The 22,012-nt window shown below is 38.0% G+C and carries 18 protein-coding genes and 1 tRNA gene; 12 read left to right on the top strand and 7 right to left on the bottom strand.

All coding sequences use genetic code 11. The features are described 5' to 3' along the window. Genes pseF through purB form a run of 4 tightly spaced genes read right to left on the bottom strand, consistent with a single transcriptional unit; the run spans window position 1 to window position 4,260 of the window. The gene (gene pseF, locus BS85_RS0104870; protein WP_026943822.1) at window positions 1-729 is read right to left on the bottom strand and encodes a pseudaminic acid cytidylyltransferase; all 729 of its coding nucleotides are present in this window, start codon (window positions 727-729) and stop codon (window positions 1-3) included. A 1-nt stretch (window position 730) separates the two neighbouring features. Continuing rightward, window positions 731-1,927, bottom strand: a complete 1,197-nt coding sequence (pseC, locus tag BS85_RS0104865) for a UDP-4-amino-4,6-dideoxy-N-acetyl-beta-L-altrosamine transaminase (protein WP_245596293.1) — start codon at window positions 1,925-1,927, stop codon at window positions 731-733. Beyond that, entirely contained in the window at window positions 1,888-2,874 is a 987-nt protein-coding gene (gene pseB / locus BS85_RS0104860) for a UDP-N-acetylglucosamine 4,6-dehydratase (inverting) (RefSeq protein WP_026943820.1), read from the bottom strand. The genes pseC and pseB overlap by 40 nt, the downstream gene beginning before the upstream one ends. A gap of 54 nt (window positions 2,875-2,928) precedes the next feature. Continuing rightward, a complete protein-coding gene (gene purB, locus BS85_RS0104855; protein WP_026943819.1) occupies window positions 2,929-4,260 on the bottom strand; it encodes an adenylosuccinate lyase in 1,332 nt (443 codons plus the stop codon). A gap of 63 nt (window positions 4,261-4,323) precedes the next feature. Between purB and BS85_RS0104850 the strand changes: the two genes are divergently transcribed. After that, window positions 4,324-5,391: an RluA family pseudouridine synthase gene (locus BS85_RS0104850; RefSeq protein WP_026943818.1), complete on the top strand. Its 1,068-nt coding sequence runs from the start codon at window positions 4,324-4,326 to the stop codon at window positions 5,389-5,391. A 98-nt stretch (window positions 5,392-5,489) separates the two neighbouring features. Here BS85_RS0104850 and BS85_RS11360 read toward each other — a convergent pair whose 3' ends face one another. Genes BS85_RS11360 through BS85_RS0104835 form a run of 3 tightly spaced genes read right to left on the bottom strand, consistent with a single transcriptional unit; the run spans window position 5,490 to window position 7,601 of the window. Continuing rightward, window positions 5,490-5,648, bottom strand: coding sequence for a hypothetical protein (locus BS85_RS11360; protein WP_156938056.1), 159 nt, complete (start codon window positions 5,646-5,648; stop codon window positions 5,490-5,492). 2 nt (window positions 5,649-5,650) lie between these two features. Next, entirely contained in the window at window positions 5,651-7,054 is a 1,404-nt protein-coding gene (gene gltX, locus BS85_RS0104840; protein WP_026943817.1) for a glutamate--tRNA ligase, read from the bottom strand. Between the two features lie 43 nt (window positions 7,055-7,097). Then, window positions 7,098-7,601 (bottom strand): c-type cytochrome, encoded by a 504-nt coding sequence (locus tag BS85_RS0104835; protein WP_156938055.1) that lies wholly within the window; start codon window positions 7,599-7,601, stop codon window positions 7,098-7,100. A gap of 400 nt (window positions 7,602-8,001) precedes the next feature. Between BS85_RS0104835 and purD the strand changes: the two genes are divergently transcribed. The 11 genes from purD to BS85_RS0104780 all read left to right on the top strand — a co-directional run bounded on the left by purD (window position 8,002) and on the right by BS85_RS0104780 (window position 21,969). After that, a complete protein-coding gene (gene purD, locus BS85_RS0104830; RefSeq protein WP_026943815.1) occupies window positions 8,002-9,267 on the top strand; it encodes a phosphoribosylamine--glycine ligase in 1,266 nt (421 codons plus the stop codon). Further along, window positions 9,264-9,734, top strand: a complete 471-nt coding sequence (locus BS85_RS0104825) for an RDD family protein (protein WP_026943814.1) — start codon at window positions 9,264-9,266, stop codon at window positions 9,732-9,734. The genes purD and BS85_RS0104825 overlap by 4 nt, the downstream gene beginning before the upstream one ends. Further along, a complete protein-coding gene (locus BS85_RS0104820; protein WP_026943813.1) occupies window positions 9,727-11,853 on the top strand; it encodes an LPS-assembly protein LptD in 2,127 nt (708 codons plus the stop codon). The genes BS85_RS0104825 and BS85_RS0104820 overlap by 8 nt, the downstream gene beginning before the upstream one ends. 10 nt (window positions 11,854-11,863) lie before the next feature. Next, entirely contained in the window at window positions 11,864-12,589 is a 726-nt protein-coding gene (locus BS85_RS0104815) for a phosphoribosyltransferase (RefSeq protein WP_084310176.1), read from the top strand. 16 nt (window positions 12,590-12,605) lie between these two features. Then, window positions 12,606-14,813, top strand: coding sequence for a polyribonucleotide nucleotidyltransferase (locus BS85_RS0104810; protein WP_026943811.1), 2,208 nt, complete (start codon window positions 12,606-12,608; stop codon window positions 14,811-14,813). A gap of 99 nt (window positions 14,814-14,912) precedes the next feature. Then, window positions 14,913-15,218 (top strand): F0F1 ATP synthase subunit C, encoded by a 306-nt coding sequence (locus tag BS85_RS0104805; RefSeq protein WP_026943810.1) that lies wholly within the window; start codon window positions 14,913-14,915, stop codon window positions 15,216-15,218. Between the two features lie 38 nt (window positions 15,219-15,256). Beyond that, window positions 15,257-15,340 (top strand) — tRNA-Leu (locus BS85_RS0104800). A 115-nt stretch (window positions 15,341-15,455) separates the two neighbouring features. Then, a complete protein-coding gene (locus tag BS85_RS0104795; protein ID WP_026943809.1) occupies window positions 15,456-16,712 on the top strand; it encodes a glutamate-5-semialdehyde dehydrogenase in 1,257 nt (418 codons plus the stop codon). Window positions 16,713-16,740: 28 nt separating this feature from the next. Next, window positions 16,741-18,102 (top strand): TolC family protein, encoded by a 1,362-nt coding sequence (locus tag BS85_RS10275; RefSeq protein WP_084310175.1) that lies wholly within the window; start codon window positions 16,741-16,743, stop codon window positions 18,100-18,102. A 4-nt stretch (window positions 18,103-18,106) separates the two neighbouring features. Next, window positions 18,107-18,901, top strand: coding sequence for an efflux RND transporter periplasmic adaptor subunit (locus tag BS85_RS0104785; protein ID WP_245596292.1), 795 nt, complete (start codon window positions 18,107-18,109; stop codon window positions 18,899-18,901). Next, complete coding sequence (locus tag BS85_RS0104780; protein WP_026943807.1) at window positions 18,901-21,969, top strand: efflux RND transporter permease subunit; 3,069 nt, start codon at window positions 18,901-18,903, stop codon at window positions 21,967-21,969. Before BS85_RS0104785 ends, BS85_RS0104780 begins: the two co-directional genes overlap by 1 nt. The last annotated feature ends 43 nt before the right edge of the window (window positions 21,970-22,012 follow it).

Here is a 22,012-nt window from a genome sequence, read left to right as displayed (position 1 = left end):
TTAAGGATTCAATAGCTGATACTTCAGCTCCGCAAGTTTCCAATCCTCTAATGTGTCAATATCCTGCACACGCATAGGGGGTAGCACGATACTCACAGAATCCTCAAAGATATTTTCACGATTCCACCAAGTTTGCGCGGTAGCGAAGTAAAATTGCCCCGCATCGTGGTAGATTTTCTCTAAATCTTGTGAGCGTTTAGCAAAATGCTCTTTAAAAAGCATTGCATTTTTGCCCTCTTGAATGCTAAAGGCACGGAAGGGAGAGTAGTCATACTCCACCGCGCTAAAGCAGTAGCACTCCTGTGCCTCCTCTTTTGCCCTTTGTAATGCGCCTTGCAAAGTGCGGAAATCCAGCAATGGTGCGGTGGCATACAAGCAGCACACCCAAATTTGTGTGGCGTCAAGCAATTCACCGCAATCGCCCTCCTCGCCCATTGCAAAAAATGTCGGTAACAAATCTATCGCGTGGAGTATCACCTCACGCGTCCCTATGTAATCATCGCTTAAATGTGTCGGGCGGCAAATCACCCCTGCTCCGTAATCTATGGCGATTTTTGAAATCTCTGAATCCTCTGTGGAGACTAAAATAGCATCAAAGATTCCGCTTTTTTTTGCAATTTGAATGCTATGGGCTAACATTGGGATTCCGCAAAATTCCTTAATGTTTTTTCTAGGAATCCTCTTGCTCCCACCCCGCGCAGGGATAATGCAAATACATTTAGACTGCATTTCACACCTTTTTGGCAACATTTTCTCTTAGCAAGGTAATCACTTTTTGTTGCTCTTGTTCGCTTAAAGTTGGGAAAAGTGGCAGAGAAATTGCGTTTTTATAATAGGATTCTGCAGTTTTAAAGTCTCCCTTTTTGAAACCGAATTTTTTATAAAAAGGCTGCAAGTGAATCGGGATATAATGCACTTGCATCCCGATTCCAGCCGCTTGAAGTTTTGCAAACAATTCTTTGCGCGTAATTCCGCTTTTTTTGGTTAGCACAATCACATAGAGGTGAAATGCGCTGTAATTATAGGACGCAACAAAAGGTGTAATCAGTTCCAAATCCCTCAAGTTTTCGTTATAGGTTTTTACAAGTGCGTTGCGTGTGCGCACATAATCCTCTAGCCGTGAGAGTTGCGAGATTCCAAGTGCGGCGTGCAACTCACTTAAGCGGTAATTAAAGCCTAGCATTTGCTGTTCGTAATACCAAGCTCCTTGTGTCTTGCGCTTCAAGTCTGCAGAATCCTTTGTGATTCCGTGACTTTTTAGCATTTGCATTTTTTTAGCAAGTTTGGGTGAATTTGTTGTTGCGATTCCACCCTCTGCGGAAGTAATGATTTTTACCGGGTGGAAGCTAAAAATCGTAATATCACTAAACTTACAACAACCAATGGGAAATTCGCCATAACTCCCGCCAAGCGCGTGAGAAGCATCCTCAATGACTTTAAACTTATAGATTCTGCTTAAGGTTCTAATGGATTCCATATCACAGCTTTGCCCTGCAAAATGCACCGCTACAAGCACCTTTGGAAGTCTGTGTTTGGGGGTAGATTTTAGCTTTTTTTCTAGCTTTTCTGCGTCTAAGTTGTAGGTTTGCGGATTTATATCTACAAAATCCACTTTTGCGCCGCAATAGATTCCACAATTCGCACTCGCTACGAAACTATTGGGTGTCGTCCATAAATAATCCCCTTTGCCCAAGCCTAGAGCGAGGGCGGCACAATGCAATGCGGAAGTTGCGCTATTGAAACTCACGCCAAATTGTGCGCCCACTTTACTTGCTACCTTTTCTTCAAACTCTTGCGCTTTAGGTCCTTGCGTAATCAAGGGAGACTTAAGGGCTTCTACAACAGCGTCAATATCGGATTGTGTAATTTCTTGTTTGCCATAGGGAATCATCGCAACAGCTCCAAAAACTCTGCGTGGCTTAACCATTGTTTATTTGTGCCAGAATCATAAGAAAACCCTCGCGGAACAAGCTTTCCACTCTCACCAAGAGCGTTTTTGCTAAAGTCAGTGATGAAGCTAAACTGAATCGTAGGGGCAATCACATAATAATCACTAAACTCGTAAGTAATATGGCTATCATCGCTTGGACACATTGTCTCGTGGATTTTTTCACCCGGTCGGATTCCAATGATTTTATGCGGTAAATTTGGCGCAAGAGCCTTTGCCACTTCTACCATTTTCATTGATGGAATCTTAGGAACGAAAGTCTCCCCACCTTTCATTCTCTCAAAGTTTTTTAGCACAAAATCCACGCCTTGTTGTAAGGTAATCATAAAACGCGTCATTTCAATATCTGTAATGGGCAATTCTTTCGCCCCCTCCACAATCAACTTTTGAAAAAATGGCACAACAGAGCCACGCGAACCAATGACATTGCCATAGCGCACAACAGAAAAACGCGTCTTGCGCGTCCCTGCAATATTGTTTGCCGCAATGAAAAGCTTATCACTTGCTAATTTTGTCGCCCCATAGAGATTGATAGGGTTTGCCGCCTTATCGGTGGAAAGCGCAATCACCTTTTCAATTCCATTTGCTAGGGCTGCACTAATCACATTTTGCGCACCATAAATGTTTGTTTTAATGCACTCTGTGGGATTGTATTCCGCAGCGGGGACTTGTTTAAGCGCAGCGGCGTGGATAATATAATCTATTCCTATGGTAGCTTCTTTTAATCGGCTTTCATCGCGCACATCGCCCAGAAAATACCGCATACAGGGCGCATTGTAAGTTTGCGCCATTTCAAATTGCTTCAGCTCATCACGCGAGAAAATTACGATTTTTTTGGGCTTATACCGCTCCAACAAGGTTTTAGTGTAGCATTTGCCAAAACTCCCTGTCCCACCTGTGATTAAAATGCTTTTGTCATTAAACATAGGAATCCTTTGTTTGTAATTGTCTCATAAGGTTTAAATTGTAACATTTTTATTTTATCTCTCAAATACGCGCTTAAAAATCGCATTCACATTCTTTGTATAGTAACTAAACTCAAAGCATTCTTTAATAGCGTTTTCTCCGATTAACCCAACCAATTCAGAATCAGACAAAAGATATTGCAAATATAACGATTCTCCTTTTTCATTCACTGCTGCTTTGCCCTCTTGCAAATCCCTCCAAACTTTCATTGCGTTGCGTTGCACGATTTTATAGGCATCTTCACGCGACACACCTTTTTTGGGAAGCTCTAGTAAAATGCGTTGGGAAAACACAAGCCCACCCGTGAGGTTTAGATTTTTCATCATATTTTTAGGATAAACAACAAGATTTTCAATAAGTGAGGTAAGACGCACCAACATAAAATCTGTAGTAATAAAAGAATCGGGCAAAATAAACCGCTCTACGCTTGAATGACTAATATCGCGCTCATGCCAAAGGGCTACATTCTCCATTGCTGGAATCGCAAAGGAACGAATCATTCTGCAAAGCCCCGTAATATTCTCACTCAAAACAGGATTTCGCTTGTGTGGCATTGCACTACTTCCCTTTTGCCCTTGCGAGAAATACTCTTCTGCTTCATACACTTCTGTGCGCTGTAAATGCCGAATCTCTACTGCAATTTTTTCACAACTACTAGCCATTAGTGCTAAATCACTCATTAATCGCGCATATCTATCCCTCTGAATGACTTGGTTACTAGCAGGTGCGGCTTTTAGCCCCAAATCTTTACAGACAAGTTCCTCTAATTCTATCGGTGTATGCGCAAGATTCCCCATTGCACCACTTAACTGCCCAACAGAAATAACTTCTAGGGTAGCTTTTAGCGCATCTAAATGGCGTCCAATCTCATCATACCAAATCGCCAAAACCAACCCAAAAGTGATTGGTTCTCCGTGGATTCCGTGACTTCTCCCCACCATAAGCGTGTCTTTATGTTCTATTGCTCTTTTTTTGATTGCTTCGCGTAAAAGCTCCACATCTTTTAAAATTATCTTTAGAGAATCCCGCATTTGCAAGGCGACAGCTGTATCAATGCAATCACTAGAAGTAATACCATAATGAAACCAACGTGATTCCTCGCCTAAAGATTCTGAAACACTTGTTGTAAAAGCAATCAAATCGTGCTTTGTAACCGCTTCAATTTCATCAATGCGTTGGATATTAAACTTTGCATTTTTGCAAATTTTCTCACAATCACTATCAGGGATTAACCCTAGCTTATTCCATCCTCTTACAAGTGCTTTTTCTACTTCTAACCAAGCGGAATATTTTGCATTCAAATCCCATAGTTTCTTCATCTCTTCTCGTGCGTATCTTTCTACCATATTTGAATCCTTACTTAAGGTATGTTAAAATATCTTAACATAATCCTACTTAAAAGTTGCCCAATGCCCTTTGTAACTAAAGAATTTCTGATTCCAACACCCCTAAAAGCCTATCAATTTTTAATGCAACATTTGCACTTAAATATGGCAGAATCCCAAAAATACATCAACAAAGGTAGAGTAATTTATCAAGGAAAGCCTTTAAACAATAATGACAAAGCTAAGATATTAGAAAAAAGTGTCTGTGTCCTCGTGTTTGAAGCGGACTCCATTGGATTAAAACCAATCTATGAAAATCAAGATTTTGCTATTTTCAATAAACCCGCTAAAATGCTAATCCACCCAAAAGGCAGGTTCGCGCACCATAGTTTGGTAGATGAGATTCGCTCTCTTTATGGGAAGGAGGCTAGTTTAGTTCATCGCATAGACAAAGAAACAAGCGGACTTGTAGTAGTGGGTAAGCACAAAAAAAGTATAGCAGAGTTTGGTGCAATGTTTGCAAACAATCAAGTGATGAAAGAATATTTAGCACTTGTGCGAGGGGATTTTAGTAAAAGCTGTTTTGGAATAAGGGATTTTTGCCTCTCCTTGCCCCTTGCGACACAGCAAAAAGGTGGGGATTTGTGTGTGCGCTCTAAGTTTTTGGGGCAAAGCGGGACAGAATCGCTAAAGTTTAAGGAAGCAAAAAGCGAATTTGAAACACTCGGGTTATTGGATTTTCATTCATCATTTTTGAAACACTTAAAAATTTCACAACAAGATTCTACAAATTGCTCATTTTCTGCTTTTTCTAAAGAAAAACAAAGCAAACAACTTCTTCCAAGAAACACTTGTTGCACACTGCTAAAAGTGCGCCCAAAAACAGGACGCACACATCAAATTCGCCTCCATTTGTATGCGCTTGGTTTTCCGATTTTAGGAGACCCGCTCTATGGAGCAGAGGATAAACACAGCAGAGAATACTTGGATTATGAGTTTATCACACAAGAGAGACAAAACTTCTTTAGCGATTCTAAACGCATTCAATGTTTTGGAGCAACGCGCTTAATGCTTCACGCTTATGGTTTGAAATTTAACTTTGAGGGTAAAACCTATAATTTCCAAAACAGCAAAAACTTTGAGCTTTTTTGATTGTGCGATTGCAAACGCTATTTTGTTGTCCTTAAAAGGAGTGATCAGGGCAAAGATGTAGCACACAATCCGCAATAAAGAATCTTGGCTTAAAGATTTTATTGTAAAGACTGCTCTTTTGCGTGATGATAGATTACTTCGGGCAAAGCCCTCGCAACAACAAAGCAACAAGGCGCAAGGACGAGGCATTTGGATTCCGTCATTGCGAGAAAATTTGCAAAATTTTTGTGGCAATCTATAATCCTATTTTCAACCAAACTTAAGATTCCTCCAATAAATTTTTTAAAGCTTGATTGATTCGCTCTTGAGTATTTTCAATGCCCAAAGCGGCAATTAAGGGTGCAATTCCAACACCGCCGGGTGAGCCGAGCAAAGCAAATCGCAAAGGCATAAAAAGGTTTTTTGTTTTTATGCCTTGAAAATCCGCAAAAGTAGCAATTTCAGATTCCACATCTTGAAGGCTTTCAAAGGATTTCTTTTGGGAGTTTAAATAGATTGTAAATTCTTTTAAAAGATGAATATTCTCATCGTTTTTAACTTTTTGACGCATTTTTTCATCATAGGTTTTTACGGGTGCTAAACAAGTTTTTAAAATCTCAACAAATTCCAATAAAGTTTTGGAACGTTCTTTAATCTCGGGATACAAAATCTCTTGTATGTGTGCATTTGGAATCTCTGCACCATAAAAAGGTAACAAAGCGTTGAGTTGTTCGCAATTTAATTGGTGCAAATAATGCCCATTCAGCCATAATAATTTCTCTTTATTGTAAGATGAGGGTGCGCTATTTAAGCTATTTGGATTAAAAAAGTCCAACATTTCTTGCATAGAAAAAATTTCTTGGTCGTTGTGGCTCCAACCCAAGCGGACAAGAAAATTTAACAAAGCTTGAGGTAAAAAACCTAAATTTTTATACTCCATTACGCTCATTGCACCATCGCGTTTGCTAAGCTTTTGCCCCTCTGGATTTAAAATCATTGGTACATGGTAGAATCGTGGAATCACAAAACCCAATGCTTGATAAAGAATAATTTGTTTAGGGGTATTGCTTAAATGGTCGTCCCCACGAATCACATCAGTTACACCCATCAAAGCATCGTCAATGGTTACAACAAAGTTATAAGTGGGTGTGCCATCACTACGCGCAATAATAAAATCGTCCAATTCTTTTGCTGCAACTCTTATTTCACCCTTGACACCATCAAGAAAACAAATTTCCCCCTCACTTGGTGCTTTGATTCTCACAACAGGTTTCACATCTTTTGGAGGAGTGCCGACAAAATCACGATAGCGATTATCATATTTCCAAATTTGCCCTTTAGCTTCGGCTTCTTTGCGATTCTTTTCTAGTTCTTCTTTTTGCATATAACAATAATATGCTTTGCCCTCTTTCAATAAACGTTCAATGTATTGTTGGTAAAGAGGGAATCGCTGACTTTGATAAACAACCTCGCCATCATAATCCATTCCAACCCAAGCAAAAGCTTGAAGAATCGCTTCTTTTGCATCAGTAGAATTACGCGCTAAATCCGTATCTTCAATACGCAATAAAAACTTGCCTCCATTTGCTCTTGCATAAAGATAATTAAAAAGCGCGGTGCGTAAGCCTCCAATATGCAAATAACCCGTAGGAGAGGGCGCAAATCTTGTTACAATTTTGCTCATATCTTATTCCTTAAGAGATTTGTATAACAATATAGAATCTATGTTATCTTAATGTTTCAAGATAGGCACCAATATCTTCCATATCTCGTCTAGTATAACGTTGTGCAACTTGATTTTTAACAAAACGAGATTGTCCCTCAAAGGTTTGATTTTGATAGCTTCTAATCTCATTTACAATATCGCTTGCTTTCCAAGTATTAATAGGGGGTTTGCTCGCCACAAAGATTTCACCTTTTTGTCCGTGGCAACTTGCGCAATCACGCTCATAAAGCTTTTTTCCATTTTCTAAATTTGCCCCTTTAGCATTACTCGCCACAACACCTGTGCCAATAATACTATCTAAAAAGCTTCTTTCTTGAATGGTTATATCTGCGTCCTCACGCACCACTTTAATGTCTTTTGAACCCAGATTCTTGGAATATTTTTGCATAATTGCCTTGATTTCCTCTCCAAATTCACCTTTTAATTCAAAACATATACACTCATTTGCACCAAGTGTGCTACTTAAAATAGCCATACAGGCAAGAGTTGATAACATTTTTTTCATTTCCGAGATTCCTTGTTTTGTGATTCAATGGCGAAATTTTGCCTAAAATTTATTGATTTTTTGTTTAAAGTTAAAAGCTACTTTAGCTAGGATAGTTTATAATTCTCTTACCTAAGTGAAGCGCATTTCTTTGATTTTGGAGTCCAACAGAATTAAGTATTGCTGGTTGTATAGATTGGCTTTGTGTGATGGCATTTTTGCTTGAGTCTCTTAAGTTGAGATGAGAATCTGCCGCCTAATGAGCTACTTATGACTGGAATCGTTGCCTATTTCGGGCTACACAAATAAGTAACGCTCACTCGGGTAAATACAATAAAATTCCTTAATAATGAAAGACTTTTTGTTTTTAAAGTTTTTAAGCAAAGAATTTTAAAAACCAAAATATTTTGAAGGTTGTAAAATGGAAATAGTCATTGTAGGTAGCGGTGGGCGTGAATATTCTATCGGGCTTGGATTACAAAAGGAATGCAGAATTGATGGAATCTATTTTTATCCGGGCAATGGAGCAACAAGCAGACTAGGCAAAAATATTGATTTTGCAAATGAACAAGAATTTATTGACTTTGCATTAAACCATCAAATTGGACTTGTCATTATCGGTCCTGAAGCACCATTGGTAGAGGGATTAGCAGATTCTTTGCGCGAGAATGGAATCTTGGTTTTTGGTCCTAGTGCGAAAGCAGCAAGATTAGAAGGCTCTAAAGCATATATGAAAGAATTTGCAAAACATTACAATATTCCAACAGCTAGATTTATTCAAACACAAGAATATGCAGAAGCTTGTGCTTTTATTGAGAATTTAAATTTACCCATTGTTGTGAAAGCAGACGGCTTATGTGCAGGAAAGGGTGTCATCATTGCAGAAAGCTATGAGGAAGCAAAAAGAGCAGCCAAAGAAATGTTAGAAGGGAAAAGCTTTGGTGATTCTGGTAAAACCATTATTGTTGAAGAGTTTTTAGATGGATTTGAATTATCTATTTTTGCATTGTGCGATGGAAAAGATTTCATTGTACTACCTGCTGCACAAGACCATAAGCGTCTTTTGGATAAAGATAAAGGTCCAAATACAGGAGGAATGGGAGCTTATGCACCATCTCCTTTAGCAACTCCACAAATCATTGAAAAAGTCAAATCCCAAATTATTGCCCCAACACTTGAAGGTATGATACAAGAGGGGAATCCCTTTAGTGGCACTTTGTTTTGTGGGATTATGGTTGTGAAAAACGAGCCTTATTTACTAGAGTTTAATGTTCGTTTTGGTGATCCAGAATGTGAGGTGCTAATGCCGCTTTTCAAAAATGGCTTGTTGGATTGCTTTTTGGCGTGTGCTAAGGGGGATTTAAAGAATGTGCAATTTGAGCTAGAATCCAAAATGTGTGTGGGAGTAGTAGTAGCTTCTAAAGACTATCCTTTTAAAAATTCGCCAAAGGAAAAAATTACCATAGAATCCTTAAAGGAAGGCACAGAATCGCATATTAGTTTTGCGGGCGTAAGCAAAGTAAAAGAATATTTATATGCAAGTGGAGGACGCGTACTTGTGTGTGTAGGCAAAGGCGACAACATACAAGAAGCAGTCAAAAATGCTTACACACAAGTAGAATCGGTTAAATTCAACGGTATGCAATATCGTAAAGACATTGCATATCAAGCATTAGGAAAACAATGAATACAGACAAAATTGAGGAAATTTTAGCGCGTGAAGAAATACAAGTTGCGCCTTATTGGAAACGGATTATAGCGCATATTATTGATGATTTATTGCTTAGTATGGTAATTATTGGAATTTATTGGGATAGTATCCAGCAAAATGTAGGAGATACAGAGGCGATTTTGGCTATTATTTCTAGCTCTTGGCTTGTTCTTTATGGAATCCGCGTTTTATACCATTGGCTTTTTGTGCAATTTTATGGCGCAACCATCGGCAAAATCGTTGTCAAGATTCGTGTGATAGAGTTAGGACTCTTGGACAACCCAAACTTCCAACAAGCACTTACGCGTTCCATACTTCGCGCATTAAGTGAAATTCTAATGTATTTACCATTTGTCTATATTTTTGCTAACTCCTTAAATAGAGGGCTACACGATATGGCAACCAATACATTGGTTATAGAGTTGAAACATTACAATGCTTAAGTTAAAATTTGGAATCTCATTAAGCTTAGCAGTCTTATTGCTTATGCCAAATATTGCGCAAACGCGACCTTCTATTCAACAATTCAATTCCAATCAAGAAGCCGTTTTTGAATTTTTAGCCGATGATATGGAATATAGCGAATCCAAAGTGCTTGGTAAAGGGAATGCAACGATTATTAATTTGGATTATTTTGTAACTGCTAATGAGGCGACCTATGATACACAAAATGGCGAGATTACCCTAAGTGGCAATGTGAATGCCTACAAAGGCAATGCACTTTATTTAAAAGCACAAAAAGTTAAAATCAAAATGCAACAGGATTATTCTTTTTTAGAGCCTTTTTATCTGCAAGATTCTATGAGTGGCTTATGGATAGACGCCAAAAGTGCGCAATACGATAAGAATGTCTATCAAACACAAGATTCCACTATTTCAACTTGTAGCGTAAATAATCCTATTTGGCAATTAAAGGTAAGCAAGAGTCAATATGATGTGAATCAAGAATGGTTAAGCGTATGGAATCCTCGTTTCTGTATTTATGAAATGCCTGTGCTTTATTTTCCTTACCTTTCTTTTTCTTTAGGTTACAAACGAAAGAGTGGATTGCTTTACCCTAAAATTGGACACTCTAATGACGATGGCTTCTTGTTTTCTCAACCCATTTTCATTGCCCCGCAAGATTGGTGGGATATGACTTTTGCTCCCCAAGTGCGAACCAAAAGAGGAGCAGGATTCTACAATGAGTTTAGATTAATAGACGACAAAGATGAAATATTATGGGCAAATTTAGGCTATTTTGGGGACACAAATAGCTATCAAAACACTTATGATTTAGAAAATCAAGAGCATTTTGGATTCCAATTAAAATACGAGCGCAAAGACTTACTAACAAAAACACAAAATTACTTTTATGAAGATGGAATCTATGCAGATATTGCGCAAGTAAAGGACATTGATTACTTCAGATTAACCGATGAAGACGCTAGACGACTTGCTGATTTACAGGGCAGTCTTTTAACTTCTCGCTTAAACTACTTTTTAAAAAGTGAAGCAGACTATGTGGGCGTTTATGGACGCTATTATTCGGATTTAGACAAAACTAGCAATGCAGAAACTTTACAAACTCTACCACAAGTGCAATATCATCGCCAAATAGATAAGTTATTTTTAGATAATTTATATTATAGCTTTGATTATCAAGCAAAAAACTTTACGCGTCCTATCGGCTACCGCGCAGTGCAGCAAGAAGCGCAACTTCCTATCATTTACACCCAAAGTTTATTGGACGATTTTGTAAATATATCTGCTTCTCCTGTTTTTTATGCTACTCAAATTAATTACAGCAATGTAAAGCAAGGACACATAGAAGATGGGCGTTATATTACACAACATTATCAGTTTAAGGCAAATTCTGACTTGGTAAAACAATACGAAAATTTTGGGCATACTTTAAATCTTGAAACCTTATATATTTTACCCGGATTTGATGACCAAAAGGGTGATTTTCAAGGTTTTTTTACCCTGCCGGGTCATAGGCAAGAATTACACTTTAATGGTTCTCAATATTTTTATGATTTAAACCATACGCTTTGGCTCTCTCATCGTATCAAACAACCTTTTTATTTAGAGGATAAGCATCGTGTAGGTGAGCTAGAAAATGAAATCCAATATTTCTATAACTATGAATGGAGTTTTTTAAGCAGTATTTTTTATTCACATCAAAAAGCGAGGATTTCGGAAGCTACTCATCAGTTGCGCTATGACGGAGAATATCTCAAGGCAAGCTTTGGGCATTTTTTTCGCGACTCTTTTGCGGGGATTGATTGGAATCGTGGGAGATTTGGCGAGGCAAACTATTTAATGGCAGGATTTGATAAAGAGTTTGAGGATATTGACATTTTTGCAAGTGCGGGTTATGATTATAAAGAACGTTATTTCAAGACTTGGCAGGTGGGGTTTGAAACCTCCATTCGTTGCTTTTCTTTTGGGGTTAAATATGTAAGCGAAATTTATCCAATGCTAACAACGCGTGGAGCAGAAGCAAGAGATGACAAATATGTGCTTTTTACAATTAAATTTATTCCTTTACTAAGCAGTGATGTGAAAATGGGTAATTAAGGGATAGAATATGGGTAATCCAAACAATGAAATTATTAATGCAATCAATAATCAACCAACAAGTAATTCAATACACTCTATGCGACGCAAAACTTTTTTTGAGAATCGTGAGGACGCATTGCAAAAATTGCTTAACAATATGCCCTTAAGCTTTTTTGAAAAGCAAGATTGTGTGGTGGTTGGAATCTCCTTTGCAGGGATTCTTTTTGCCCATCGTTTAGCGCAAATCATTAAAGCTCCTCTTGCTTTTCTCTTCACTGCACCAATTTTAGCACCCAATAATCCAGAATGTGAAATCGCAATGGCAACAGAAACGCACGATGTCGTAATTAATGAGCCATTGGTAAAGTCTTTTGAGATTAGTTTAGATTATATTTATGGCGAAGTGCAAAGACAATATGAGGATAAAATGTTGCCTTTAATCTATCAATATCGCAAAGGCAATCCGCTTACTTCCCTTAAAGGAAAGCGGGTGTTACTCGTAGATGAAGGGATTGATAGTGGCTTAACCGCTCTTGCCTCCATTAAATCCGTCATTACTTTACAAGCAAAAACAGTGCATTTTGCCTGTCCGGTTGCACCCATAGATGTTGCAGAAATAATGGACGAAGCAACCGATGGGATTTTTTGCCTTTATAGATCTAAAAATTTCGTAGATATTGGATATTATTACAAGGATTATCCTGTCATAGAATCTTCAGTAATTGAGGAGATTTTTAATAGTATAAAACCATAAAGCTTAAGGAGAAAATATGGGTGAAGCAAAGCTTACATTTTTAGGAAAAGAAGAAAAATATATTTTTGATAAATTTGCAAAACAAGCAAGTGGAAGTGTATATTATCAAAAGGGCAACAATGTTTTGCTTGCCACTGTTGCAGTAGATACTGATTGTGTTGTGGAAGAGGATTTTTTGCCCTTAACCGTGCAATACATTGAAAAGGCTTATGCTGCAGGAAAATTTCCCGGAGGTTATGTAAAAAGAGAGGCAAAACCAAGCGACTTTGAAACACTAAGCGCAAGAATCATAGACCGCTCTTTGCGCCCATTGTTCCCTAAAGATTATTGCTATCCTACACAAATTACAATTTTAGTTTTAAGTGCCGATAATGATTCGGACTTGCAGATTTTAGCTCTCAATGCAGCAAGTGCAGCGTTATATGTTTCTGAGATTCCAATTACTTTTCCCGTAAATGGTGTGCGAATTGGTAGAATCGGGGAAAAGCTTGTCTTAAACCCAAGCCCAAAAGAGCTAGAACAAAGCACACTAGATTTGCTAGTAAGTGGAGTAAATGAGGATTTATTGATGATTGAAATGCGCACATTTGGTGGGGTAAAAGTTCAATCCTCAAACAACCCTTTAAGCTTAATGACTACCCTAAGAAACGAGGAAGAAGTCTCTTTTAGTGCAAATGAGTTAGAGGAAAATGAGTTGATAGGAGCCTTAGAGTTAGCACGTACCCAAATCGCACTTAAAAGTCAGCTCATCAAAGATTCCTTTATGCCTTTTATCAAACCACCTGTGGAGCTAAAAGAAAAACGCAAAAGCTTCGTGTGCGAGAAAATTGAAAATTTTATTTACCAAAAACACCTAGAATCCTTGCGCAACATTGTAGAGTTCTTATCCAAAACAGAACGCAATAGCCGACTAAAAGCCTTTGCAAAAGAAGTTATGGAATCTTGGAAAACACAGAATCCAAACGACATAGAATCGCTAGAAGAACGCGTGAATGAAACACTTGCAAAAGTCAAACGCACATTGATTCGTCAAATGATTTTGGAGGAAGGAAAACGCGCGGACGGCAGAGGATTAAAGGAAGTGCGCCCCATTAGTATTGAAACAAATATTTTGCCCAAAGCGCATTCAAGCGCACTTTTTACACGCGGACAGACACAAGCACTTGTAGTCTGCACTCTTGGAGGGGATATGGACGCACAAAATTATGAATTACTTACCGAAAAAACTACCTCTAAAGAACGTTTTATGGTGCATTATAACTTTCCACCTTTTAGCGTGGGCGAAGCAAGTAGTATTGGAGCAACAGGCAGGAGAGAATTAGGACACGGAAATCTTGCAAAACGCGCTTTGGAATGTAGCTTGATTAATGGCGATTCTAAAACAATTCGTCTTGTTTCTGAAATTCTTGAATCCAACGGCTCTTCTTCTATGGCAACGGTATGTGGTGGTTCTTTAGCATTAGCTGCTGCGGATATTGAATGCACTGCACTCATTGCGGGAGTTGCTATGGGGCTAGTGTGTGAGGGAGAAAAATATGCGATTCTAACGGACATTATGGGCTTAGAAGACCACGACGGCGATATGGACTTTAAAGTCGCAGGAAGTGCGAATGGAATCACAGCTTTACAGATGGACATTAAACTTGGAGGGTTAAAGACAGAAATACTTAAAAATGCACTTTTTCAAGCAAAAGAGGCGCGTTTGCATATTTTACAACTAATGGAAGAAGCAAAAAGCAAAATCGTTTTAAATACAGAATCCCTACCTAGTGCGCAAACCTTTGCAATCCACCCAAGCAAGATTGTAGAAGTGATTGGACAAGCGGGAAAAACCATAAAAGAAATTATTGAAAAATTTGAAGTTGCGATTGATTTAAATCGCGAGAATGGCGAGGTAAAGGTAAGTGGAGGCAACAGACAAAAAGTAAATGCCGCAAAAGAACACATCATCAATATCGCAAACGCTAAAGACAATAAACCAAATTTTTCTGACCTTTATAAAGTGGGAGATATTTACACAGGCAAAGTAAAAAAGGTTGTAGAATTTGGTGCATTTGTGGAATTGCCCCATAATTATGATGGGTTATTACACATCTCTAAAATTACCAATAACAGGAACGAAAGCATTAGCGATTACCTCAAAGAGGGCGATGAAGTGCGAGTAGAGGTGCTATCATTAAATAAAAATAAAGTAGAACTTGGGCTTGTAGATTCCACCCATTAAACAAAATTTTAGCTAAATGCGTTTATAATCACTGCTTACAAAGTGATAAGTAGGGGAATGAATCCGAACGGACTTTGGAATTTTTTAAGGAGAAAAAGAATGAAAAAATTACTTTTAGTGTTTTTTGCATTAGCTGGTGTGGCGTTTGCTGCGGAAGGTAACGAAATGTTGCTCTCTTATTCTGCGATTGCTGCGGGTGTAGGTTTAGGTATTGCGGCACTTGGTGGTGCGATTGGTATGGGTAGCACAGCAGCTGCAACTATCTCTGGTATGGCTAGAAATCCCGGCGTTGGTGGTAAATTAATGACAACAATGTTCATTGCATTAGCGATGATTGAAGCACAAGTTATTTATACACTTGTTGTTGCGTTGATTCTACTTTACGCAAACCCATTCTTAGGCTAATTAATAGTTTAAATACCTTAAGGGCTTCCTTAAGGTGTGCGCTGGTGGTGGAATGGTAGACACACCATCTTGAGGGGGTGGCGGGGCGACCCGTGCGAGTTCAAGTCTCGCCCAGCGCACCATCTTACAAATTCTCCCTTTGTTATTAATTTTTATTCCATTCATTAAACATTTTATGCTAAGATTTTAGAAATTTAAAAACCAAAAATATTCAATTTTAAACACAAGGAAAAAACGATGAATCTACAAGAGCAGCTACAAAAAACAAAGGCAAGCAAAAGTATTTTAGCCTCTCTTTCTCACAATGTGCGCATTGAGTTTTTGCGTGATTGTGCGGATTTGCTTTTGGAATCCCAAAAGATAATCTTGGAAGCCAACCAAAAAGATTTAGAGATTGCAAAGGGTTTAAGATTGAGCAGTGCAATGATGGAGAGATTAGAGTTAAATCCTAAGAAATTAGCAGGTATGGCAGAATCTTTGCGTCAAATTGCAGACTTTTCCGACCCATTAAATAAAATCTTGGGTGGATTTACAAATCATTGTGGTTTAAGGATACAAAAGATAAGTGTGCCACTTGGAGTGATTGCCACAATTTATGAATCGCGACCAAATGTAACAAGTGATGTAGCTGCTTTATGCTTTAAGAGTGGAAATGCTTGTGTTTTAAAAGGTGGCAAGGAAGCGCAAAGAAGCAATGAAGCAATTATGCAAGTTTTTCATCAGATTCTTAGAAAATATAACTTACCCTTAGATTGTATGGTGCTACTTCCTTTTATGAAAGACAGAGAGGAGCTAAAAGAACTTTTGAGTGCAAAGGATTTCATTGATTTACTAATTCCGCGCGGGGGAGAGGGTTTAATTGCATTTGTAACAGAATACGCAAAAATGCCTATTATAAAGCACGATAAGGGTGTTTGTCATATTTTTGCACATCATACTTGCAAAATTCCAGAATCCATTGCAGTGATTGTCAATGCAAAAACTTCTCGCCCAAGCACTTGCAATACTTGTGAAACTTTACTGATAGATTCTGTTTTTGCACAGGAATTTTTACCAAAAGTCGCAGAATCCCTCAAGCAAAAAGGAACGATTTTAAAAGGAGACAAGGAGTCTTGTGAGATTTTAAAGGTTTGTGGCATAGAATGTGAGCAAATCCCCTTGCAAGATTACCATATAGAATATGGAGAGAATATTTTGAACTTGCGTATTGTCAATGGGATTCTTGAAGCAATAGAGCATATTGAAAAGTTTGGAAGCGGACATAGCGAGGCAATTTTAAGCGAAGATTATAGCGCAATAGAGCATTTTTTAAACGCAGTGGATTCTTCTTGTGTGTATGCAAATGCTTCTACGCGCTTTAGCGATGGAGGGGAGTTTGGCTATGGAGCGGAAGTTGGAATCTCTACTTCTAAAATCCACGCACGCGGTCCAATGGGTGTAGAATCCCTTACAACCTATAAATACAAAGTTTATGGTAACGGGCAAGTGCGCTAAGGATTTTTGAATCTTTTGAGGATTGTTAATGAAAAAGGCTTATTGGTTTATTTTCTCTGTTTTTGTTTTTTTCTCACCAATACATTATGCACAATCACAAGATCAAAGCCTAGAGGATTCTCCAATACAAATCCTGCGAGACGACAAAGAGGACACACAAGAAAAAAATTACCCCCACTTTAAAGAATCGCATTCACTCAAAACGCTTCTCCAAAATGCTTTGCGCAATCCACTTTTACAAAGCAAAGAAAAACAGATTCAAGCATTAAGAGAGGAAAAGAATGCTGTTTATGCGGAATATTTACCAAAAGTAGTTGCAGGTTATGCGTATCAAGACACACAAAATCCAGATATTTTTTATCCCAAAAAGGTAGAGGGTGCGTTTGTAGAAGCACAATGGTTGATTTTTGATGGATTGGCTCGTGAGGGTAAATTGGATATTGCCCATTACAAACTTAAATCCAAAGAACACGAGAGTAAAGGCACAAAGGAGCAGTTGCAACTAAAAATTATCCAAGAATATTTCAATGCTTTAAGTATGCAAAGCAGGTTAAACGCCTTAACATACCAACAAGAGGAGCTAAAAGAGAGTATTTTAAAATATCAGAAATTCTACGATGTAGGACTTGCTTCGCGAGATACACTAGAAGCAATTAAGGCGCAAAGCTATCAGAATATTTACGCAACAGAATCCACGAAAACAGCCCTCAAAGCACATTTAGAACAACTCTCACTTCTTAGTGGCTTGGAAGTAAATACCCTCAATGAGCGCACCAATTTACAAGAAGTTTCTTTAAATATTCCCTCCAAAGAAAGGGAGGATTTACAAGCAAATTTTTATACACTCAAGGCGCAAGAAAGTGTCCAATCTCAATATACTTATTTGCCAACTATTTCGTTGAGTAATCGCTATACGCGTTATAATTATTCTGACCGCGCTTTACCTCATTTACCTTTTGAGATTCCAATAGAAGACCCAGCCTATCAAAATACATTGGGCTTATCTATTCGTTTTACTCTTTTTGATTCGTTGGCAACTTATAGAGCAAAAGAAAGTGCGCGACTTCAGGCACTTGCTGCAAATTTTGAATACACCTATCTTAAAGATTCTCAAAGGAGAGAACTCATCATAGCAAAAGAAAATTTAAGAAGCGCAAAAGAAAAAATCCAATGGGCAGATTCTAGCTATCAATCGGCTTCCATTGCCTATTCTTATGCAAAGGAAAAATTCAATTCGCAACTCATTGATTACACGCAATATCTGAATACTTTAAGCGCATTATTAAATGCACAGAGCTTTTATGACATCTCGCGTTATGAATATGAAGTGAAAAAAGCAGAATTTCTCTATCAAAGCGGTGAGAGCTTGGAGCTTTTTATTAAGGATTAAGCAAATGATGCAGAAATTTTACAAAAACAAAACCCTCGAACTTGTTATAAGAATTTGTGGTTTGTTGGCTATTTGTTTGTGTCCAATTTTTGCACAACCCGATGAAGTTTATGCAACCTTTGAAGTTCAAGCACTTCAAAGTGCCACATTATCTCTTAGTGCAAATGGTGTCGTAGAAGAGATTTTTGTAGAAGTTGGTGCGCGAGTAAAAAAGGGTGATAAACTGCTTACATTAAAAGCAAAAGACTTAAAAGCAAATGTCCAAGCCACAAAGGCAACTTTGGAATCTTTAAGGGCTAAATGGGCTTTTATTTCTAGTCAATACAAACGTTATGAGCAATCCAAAGACGCAATAGATTTAAACACATTTGAGAGAATCAAATCAGAATATAAAGCGAGTTTTTTTGAACTAAAACGCGCAGAATCTAATTATGCCTTGCAAAAAGAATTGTTAGAAAATACCATTTTATACGCACCCTTTGACGGAATCATCAGTCAAAAATTTATAGAAATAGGCGATGGTGTGGGTGCGATTTCAAGCAAACTTTTTGTGCTAGAATCCTTAGAAAAAAAAGCATTGATTACTTTTGATTCTAAATATTTTCATCTTGTCAAAGTAGGAGATACATTTATCTACAAGATAGACAATATCACGCAAGATTCTAAGTTGCTTTTAAATAAAATCTACCCAAGCATTGATAAAAGAAACAAAAAAGCAACCGCTGAAGCGAGGATTGAGAATCCAAGCATTCCAAGCGGAATCTTTGGCGATGGTAGAATCTTAATCAAAGAACCTTAATGTCTAAATTTGCCATTCTCCGCCCCATTACAACTTTAATGTTTGTGCTAACACTCCTCTTTTTTGGTATAGAAGCACTCAAACGTCTTAGCGTCTCACTTTATCCTAATGTTGATGTGCCTGTGATTACGATTACAACGATTTATCCCGGAGCAAATCCAGAGGTTGTAGAGGGTAAAGTAACCGATAAAATTGAAGAAGCCATTAGCGGTATAGAATCCCTAAAAAAAATTACCTCTACGAGTGCAGATAGCGTAAGTCTTGTAGTTGTAGAATTTGAGTTAGAAAAAGATGTTGAAGTTGCCGCAAATGATGTGCGCGATAAAGTTTCTACCATTAGCTTTGGCAGCGAGATTCAATCCCCAATCATTGAAAAATTCAATGTAGGCGGTGCGCCAATTATTTCACTTTTCGTAAGCCCTAAAACAGAGATTCAAAACACGCAAGACTTGCTAGATTTAAATACCCATACAGATTTAAATATTAAACCGCTTTTGCAAAGAATCAAAGGGGTAGGCAAAGTGAATCTTGTAGGATATTTGGAACGTGAAATCAAGATTCGTCCTTTTCCTAGTGCCTTAAACAAATACGACCTTACCTTTACCGATATTGCCAATGCAATCCGTGCGCAAAATGTTGAGATTGACGGCGGACGAATCATTAATGCAACGCAAGAATGGAAACTTATTACCAAAGCCGATGCAAACAATGTGCAAGACTTGGGTAACCTTTTGATTGGAAAAGGGATTAAATTAAGCGATATTGCGTTGATTGTGGATTCAACCAAAGAACAACGAAGCTTTTCAAACTTGAGAACAAAAGAAAAAAGCGGAAGTGGAATCCTGCTAGAGGTGCAGAAAATTACAGGTGCAAACGAAATTGAAATTGCAGATTCCATCAAAGAACTCTTGCCTTACTTACAAGAAATAAGCCCACAATACAACTTAACACTTGTACGCGATACGACAAACTATATCAAAGACACGATTCAAGCCGTAGAGTTTGATTTAATTTTGGGAGCATTTTTAGCTGTTTTTGTTGTGTTGTTTTTCTTAAGAAATGGACGCATTACCTTAATTTCTAGCCTTAGTATTCCAACTTCTATTATGGGAACATTTGCCTTTATGCAACTCTTTGGTATGACTTTAAACCTTGCAACAATGGTTGCCATTACTCTTGCAATAGGAATTATTATTGATGATGCGATTGTGGTGATTGAAAACATTTATAAAAAGTTGGAAAATGGAATGAAGCGCAAGGAGGCGGCATATCAAGGTGTGCGTGAAATAGGCTTTGCTCTTATTGCAATCTCTTGTATGCTCCTTGCGGTCTTTATTCCTATTGCTAATATGAGTGGTGTAACCGGTCGGTTTTTTACTTCTTTTGGACTAACCCTCGCCGCGTCTATTCTCATTTCTTATTTTGTTGTCATTACCTTTATCCCTATGCTTAGTGCGCGTATTGCGGATTCCACTTCTAATGATTCTCAAAAATTTTGGCAACAATTTTACGAATGGAGTGAGAGATATTTTAAAGGTTTAGAAAATTTTTATATCCAAACCTTAAAATGGGTTTTAGCGCATAAGGCATTCGTGATTGGAGGGATTCTTGGAATCTTTATATTTTCGTTATTTTTAATTACGCGTTTGGGGGTAGAGTTTTTACCTTCTGAAGATAAAGCAGAGTTTGATATTAAACTTACAAGCAAACCCGGAATCTCTATGCAAGAAATGCAACGACAAACTTTAATGATTCAAAATCGGCTACATCAAGAAAGTGAAGTGGAATACAGCATTTTAAATATCGGCTTTACAGCAGAACAAAAAGTCTATGAAGCCAAAATATATGTGCGCTTAAGCCCATACAATCAACGCAAAAGGACACAAAGCGAGATTATAGAACACTTGCGCTCATCTTATAGTACGCAAGATTTCAATATGGAGATTACAATCATTGAGATTCCACAAATTAGCTTAGGAGAGGACGATTCGCCCTTGCAACTTGCAATCTATTCTCAAAAAATAGAATCTTTGGATTTAAGTGTAGAAAAAATCCAAAATTTAATGCAACAAAGTGGAAAATATCGGGATATTCATACAGATATTAAAGCCAAAACTCCACAGATTCGCTTAAGGCTCAATCGCGCACTTGCAGCAGAATATGGCTTTAGCGCACAAGAGATTGCAATGGCGTTAAATAGTGCTTTTAGCGGTGCGCAAGAAATCTCTTATTATCGTGAGGGAGGCAAAGAATATGATATTGTGTTGCTTAGCCCAAACAAAGATTCCCTTATGGATTTAAGTTATTTGAGCCTTAGAAATTCGCGTGGAGAAAATGTGTTTTTAGACGGATTAATAGAAAAGGAGGAAGTGGGAGCAACAACAAACATTAAACGTTATGATAGACAAAGAAGCGTAATGGTGTATGCAAACCTAAGCGAGGGCGTAAGCTTGGGTGAGGCGACAGATTATTTGGAATCCCACACAAAAGAATGGCTAGAAAAGGGGGTGCATTATAAAATTGAGGGTTATGCAAAGTATATGCAAGAGACAAATGCAGCTTTTATTACGGCAATGGTAACCGCCCTCTTTTTGATTTATTTTATTTTGGCGTCCTTATACGAATCCTTACTGCAACCCTTCGTGATTATGGTAACTTTACCTCTAAGTTTCACGGGGGCTTTTTTGGCTCTTTTTATCAGCGGAGAATCATTGAGTTTGTTTAGCATTATGGGATTAATGCTTTTAATGGGGCTTGTGGGCAAGAATGCAACATTAATTATTGATGTTGCAAATGAGAAACGCAACGAGGGCTTAGAGATTGACGCAGCGATTTTAGAAGCTGGTGCTTTACGCCTACGCCCTATTTTAATGACAACAATTGCAATGGTGTTTGGAATGTTCCCGCTTGCATTGGCTGGAGGGGCTGGAAGCGGAATCAAATCCCCAATGGGTATCGCAATGATTGGCGGATTGCTTGTTTCTATGGTTTTGAGTTTATTGATTGTTCCTGCCTTTTACTGCCTTATTGCCCCACTAGACGATAAACTAAGAAAGTGGTATCAATAACCCTACATTTCCATTTCAAACCTGCCTCTTCTTAATGCACATA

It is taken from the genome of Helicobacter rodentium ATCC 700285 (assembly GCF_000687535.1).
Taxonomy (GTDB): domain Bacteria; phylum Campylobacterota; class Campylobacteria; order Campylobacterales; family Helicobacteraceae; genus Helicobacter_D; species Helicobacter_D rodentium.
Note: the sequence above shows the minus strand (reverse complement) of the source record. Positions and strands in the feature narration are given on the sequence as shown.

Excerpts from the sequence above, each read along its gene's own strand:
- pseF (WP_026943822.1), bottom strand. The coding sequence starts at position 729 with ATGCAGTCTAAATGTATTTGCATTATCCCTGCGCGGGGTGGGAGCAAG.
- pseC (WP_245596293.1), bottom strand. The coding sequence starts at position 1,927 with ATGGTTAAGCCACGCAGAGTTTTTGGAGCTGTTGCGATGATTCCCTAT.
- pseB (WP_026943820.1), bottom strand. The coding sequence starts at position 2,874 with ATGTTTAATGACAAAAGCATTTTAATCACAGGTGGGACAGGGAGTTTT.
- purB (WP_026943819.1), bottom strand. The coding sequence starts at position 4,260 with ATGGTAGAAAGATACGCACGAGAAGAGATGAAGAAACTATGGGATTTG.
- BS85_RS0104850 (WP_026943818.1), top strand. The coding sequence starts at position 4,324 with ATGCCCTTTGTAACTAAAGAATTTCTGATTCCAACACCCCTAAAAGCC.
- gltX (WP_026943817.1), bottom strand. The coding sequence starts at position 7,054 with ATGAGCAAAATTGTAACAAGATTTGCGCCCTCTCCTACGGGTTATTTG.
- BS85_RS0104835 (WP_156938055.1), bottom strand. The coding sequence starts at position 7,601 with ATGAAAAAAATGTTATCAACTCTTGCCTGTATGGCTATTTTAAGTAGC.
- purD (WP_026943815.1), top strand. The coding sequence starts at position 8,002 with ATGGAAATAGTCATTGTAGGTAGCGGTGGGCGTGAATATTCTATCGGG.
- BS85_RS0104825 (WP_026943814.1), top strand. The coding sequence starts at position 9,264 with ATGAATACAGACAAAATTGAGGAAATTTTAGCGCGTGAAGAAATACAA.
- BS85_RS0104820 (WP_026943813.1), top strand. The coding sequence starts at position 9,727 with ATGCTTAAGTTAAAATTTGGAATCTCATTAAGCTTAGCAGTCTTATTG.
- BS85_RS0104815 (WP_084310176.1), top strand. The coding sequence starts at position 11,864 with ATGGGTAATCCAAACAATGAAATTATTAATGCAATCAATAATCAACCA.
- BS85_RS0104810 (WP_026943811.1), top strand. The coding sequence starts at position 12,606 with ATGGGTGAAGCAAAGCTTACATTTTTAGGAAAAGAAGAAAAATATATT.
- BS85_RS0104805 (WP_026943810.1), top strand. The coding sequence starts at position 14,913 with ATGAAAAAATTACTTTTAGTGTTTTTTGCATTAGCTGGTGTGGCGTTT.
- BS85_RS0104795 (WP_026943809.1), top strand. The coding sequence starts at position 15,456 with ATGAATCTACAAGAGCAGCTACAAAAAACAAAGGCAAGCAAAAGTATT.
- BS85_RS10275 (WP_084310175.1), top strand. The coding sequence starts at position 16,741 with ATGAAAAAGGCTTATTGGTTTATTTTCTCTGTTTTTGTTTTTTTCTCA.
- BS85_RS0104785 (WP_245596292.1), top strand. The coding sequence starts at position 18,107 with ATGATGCAGAAATTTTACAAAAACAAAACCCTCGAACTTGTTATAAGA.
- BS85_RS0104780 (WP_026943807.1), top strand. The coding sequence starts at position 18,901 with ATGTCTAAATTTGCCATTCTCCGCCCCATTACAACTTTAATGTTTGTG.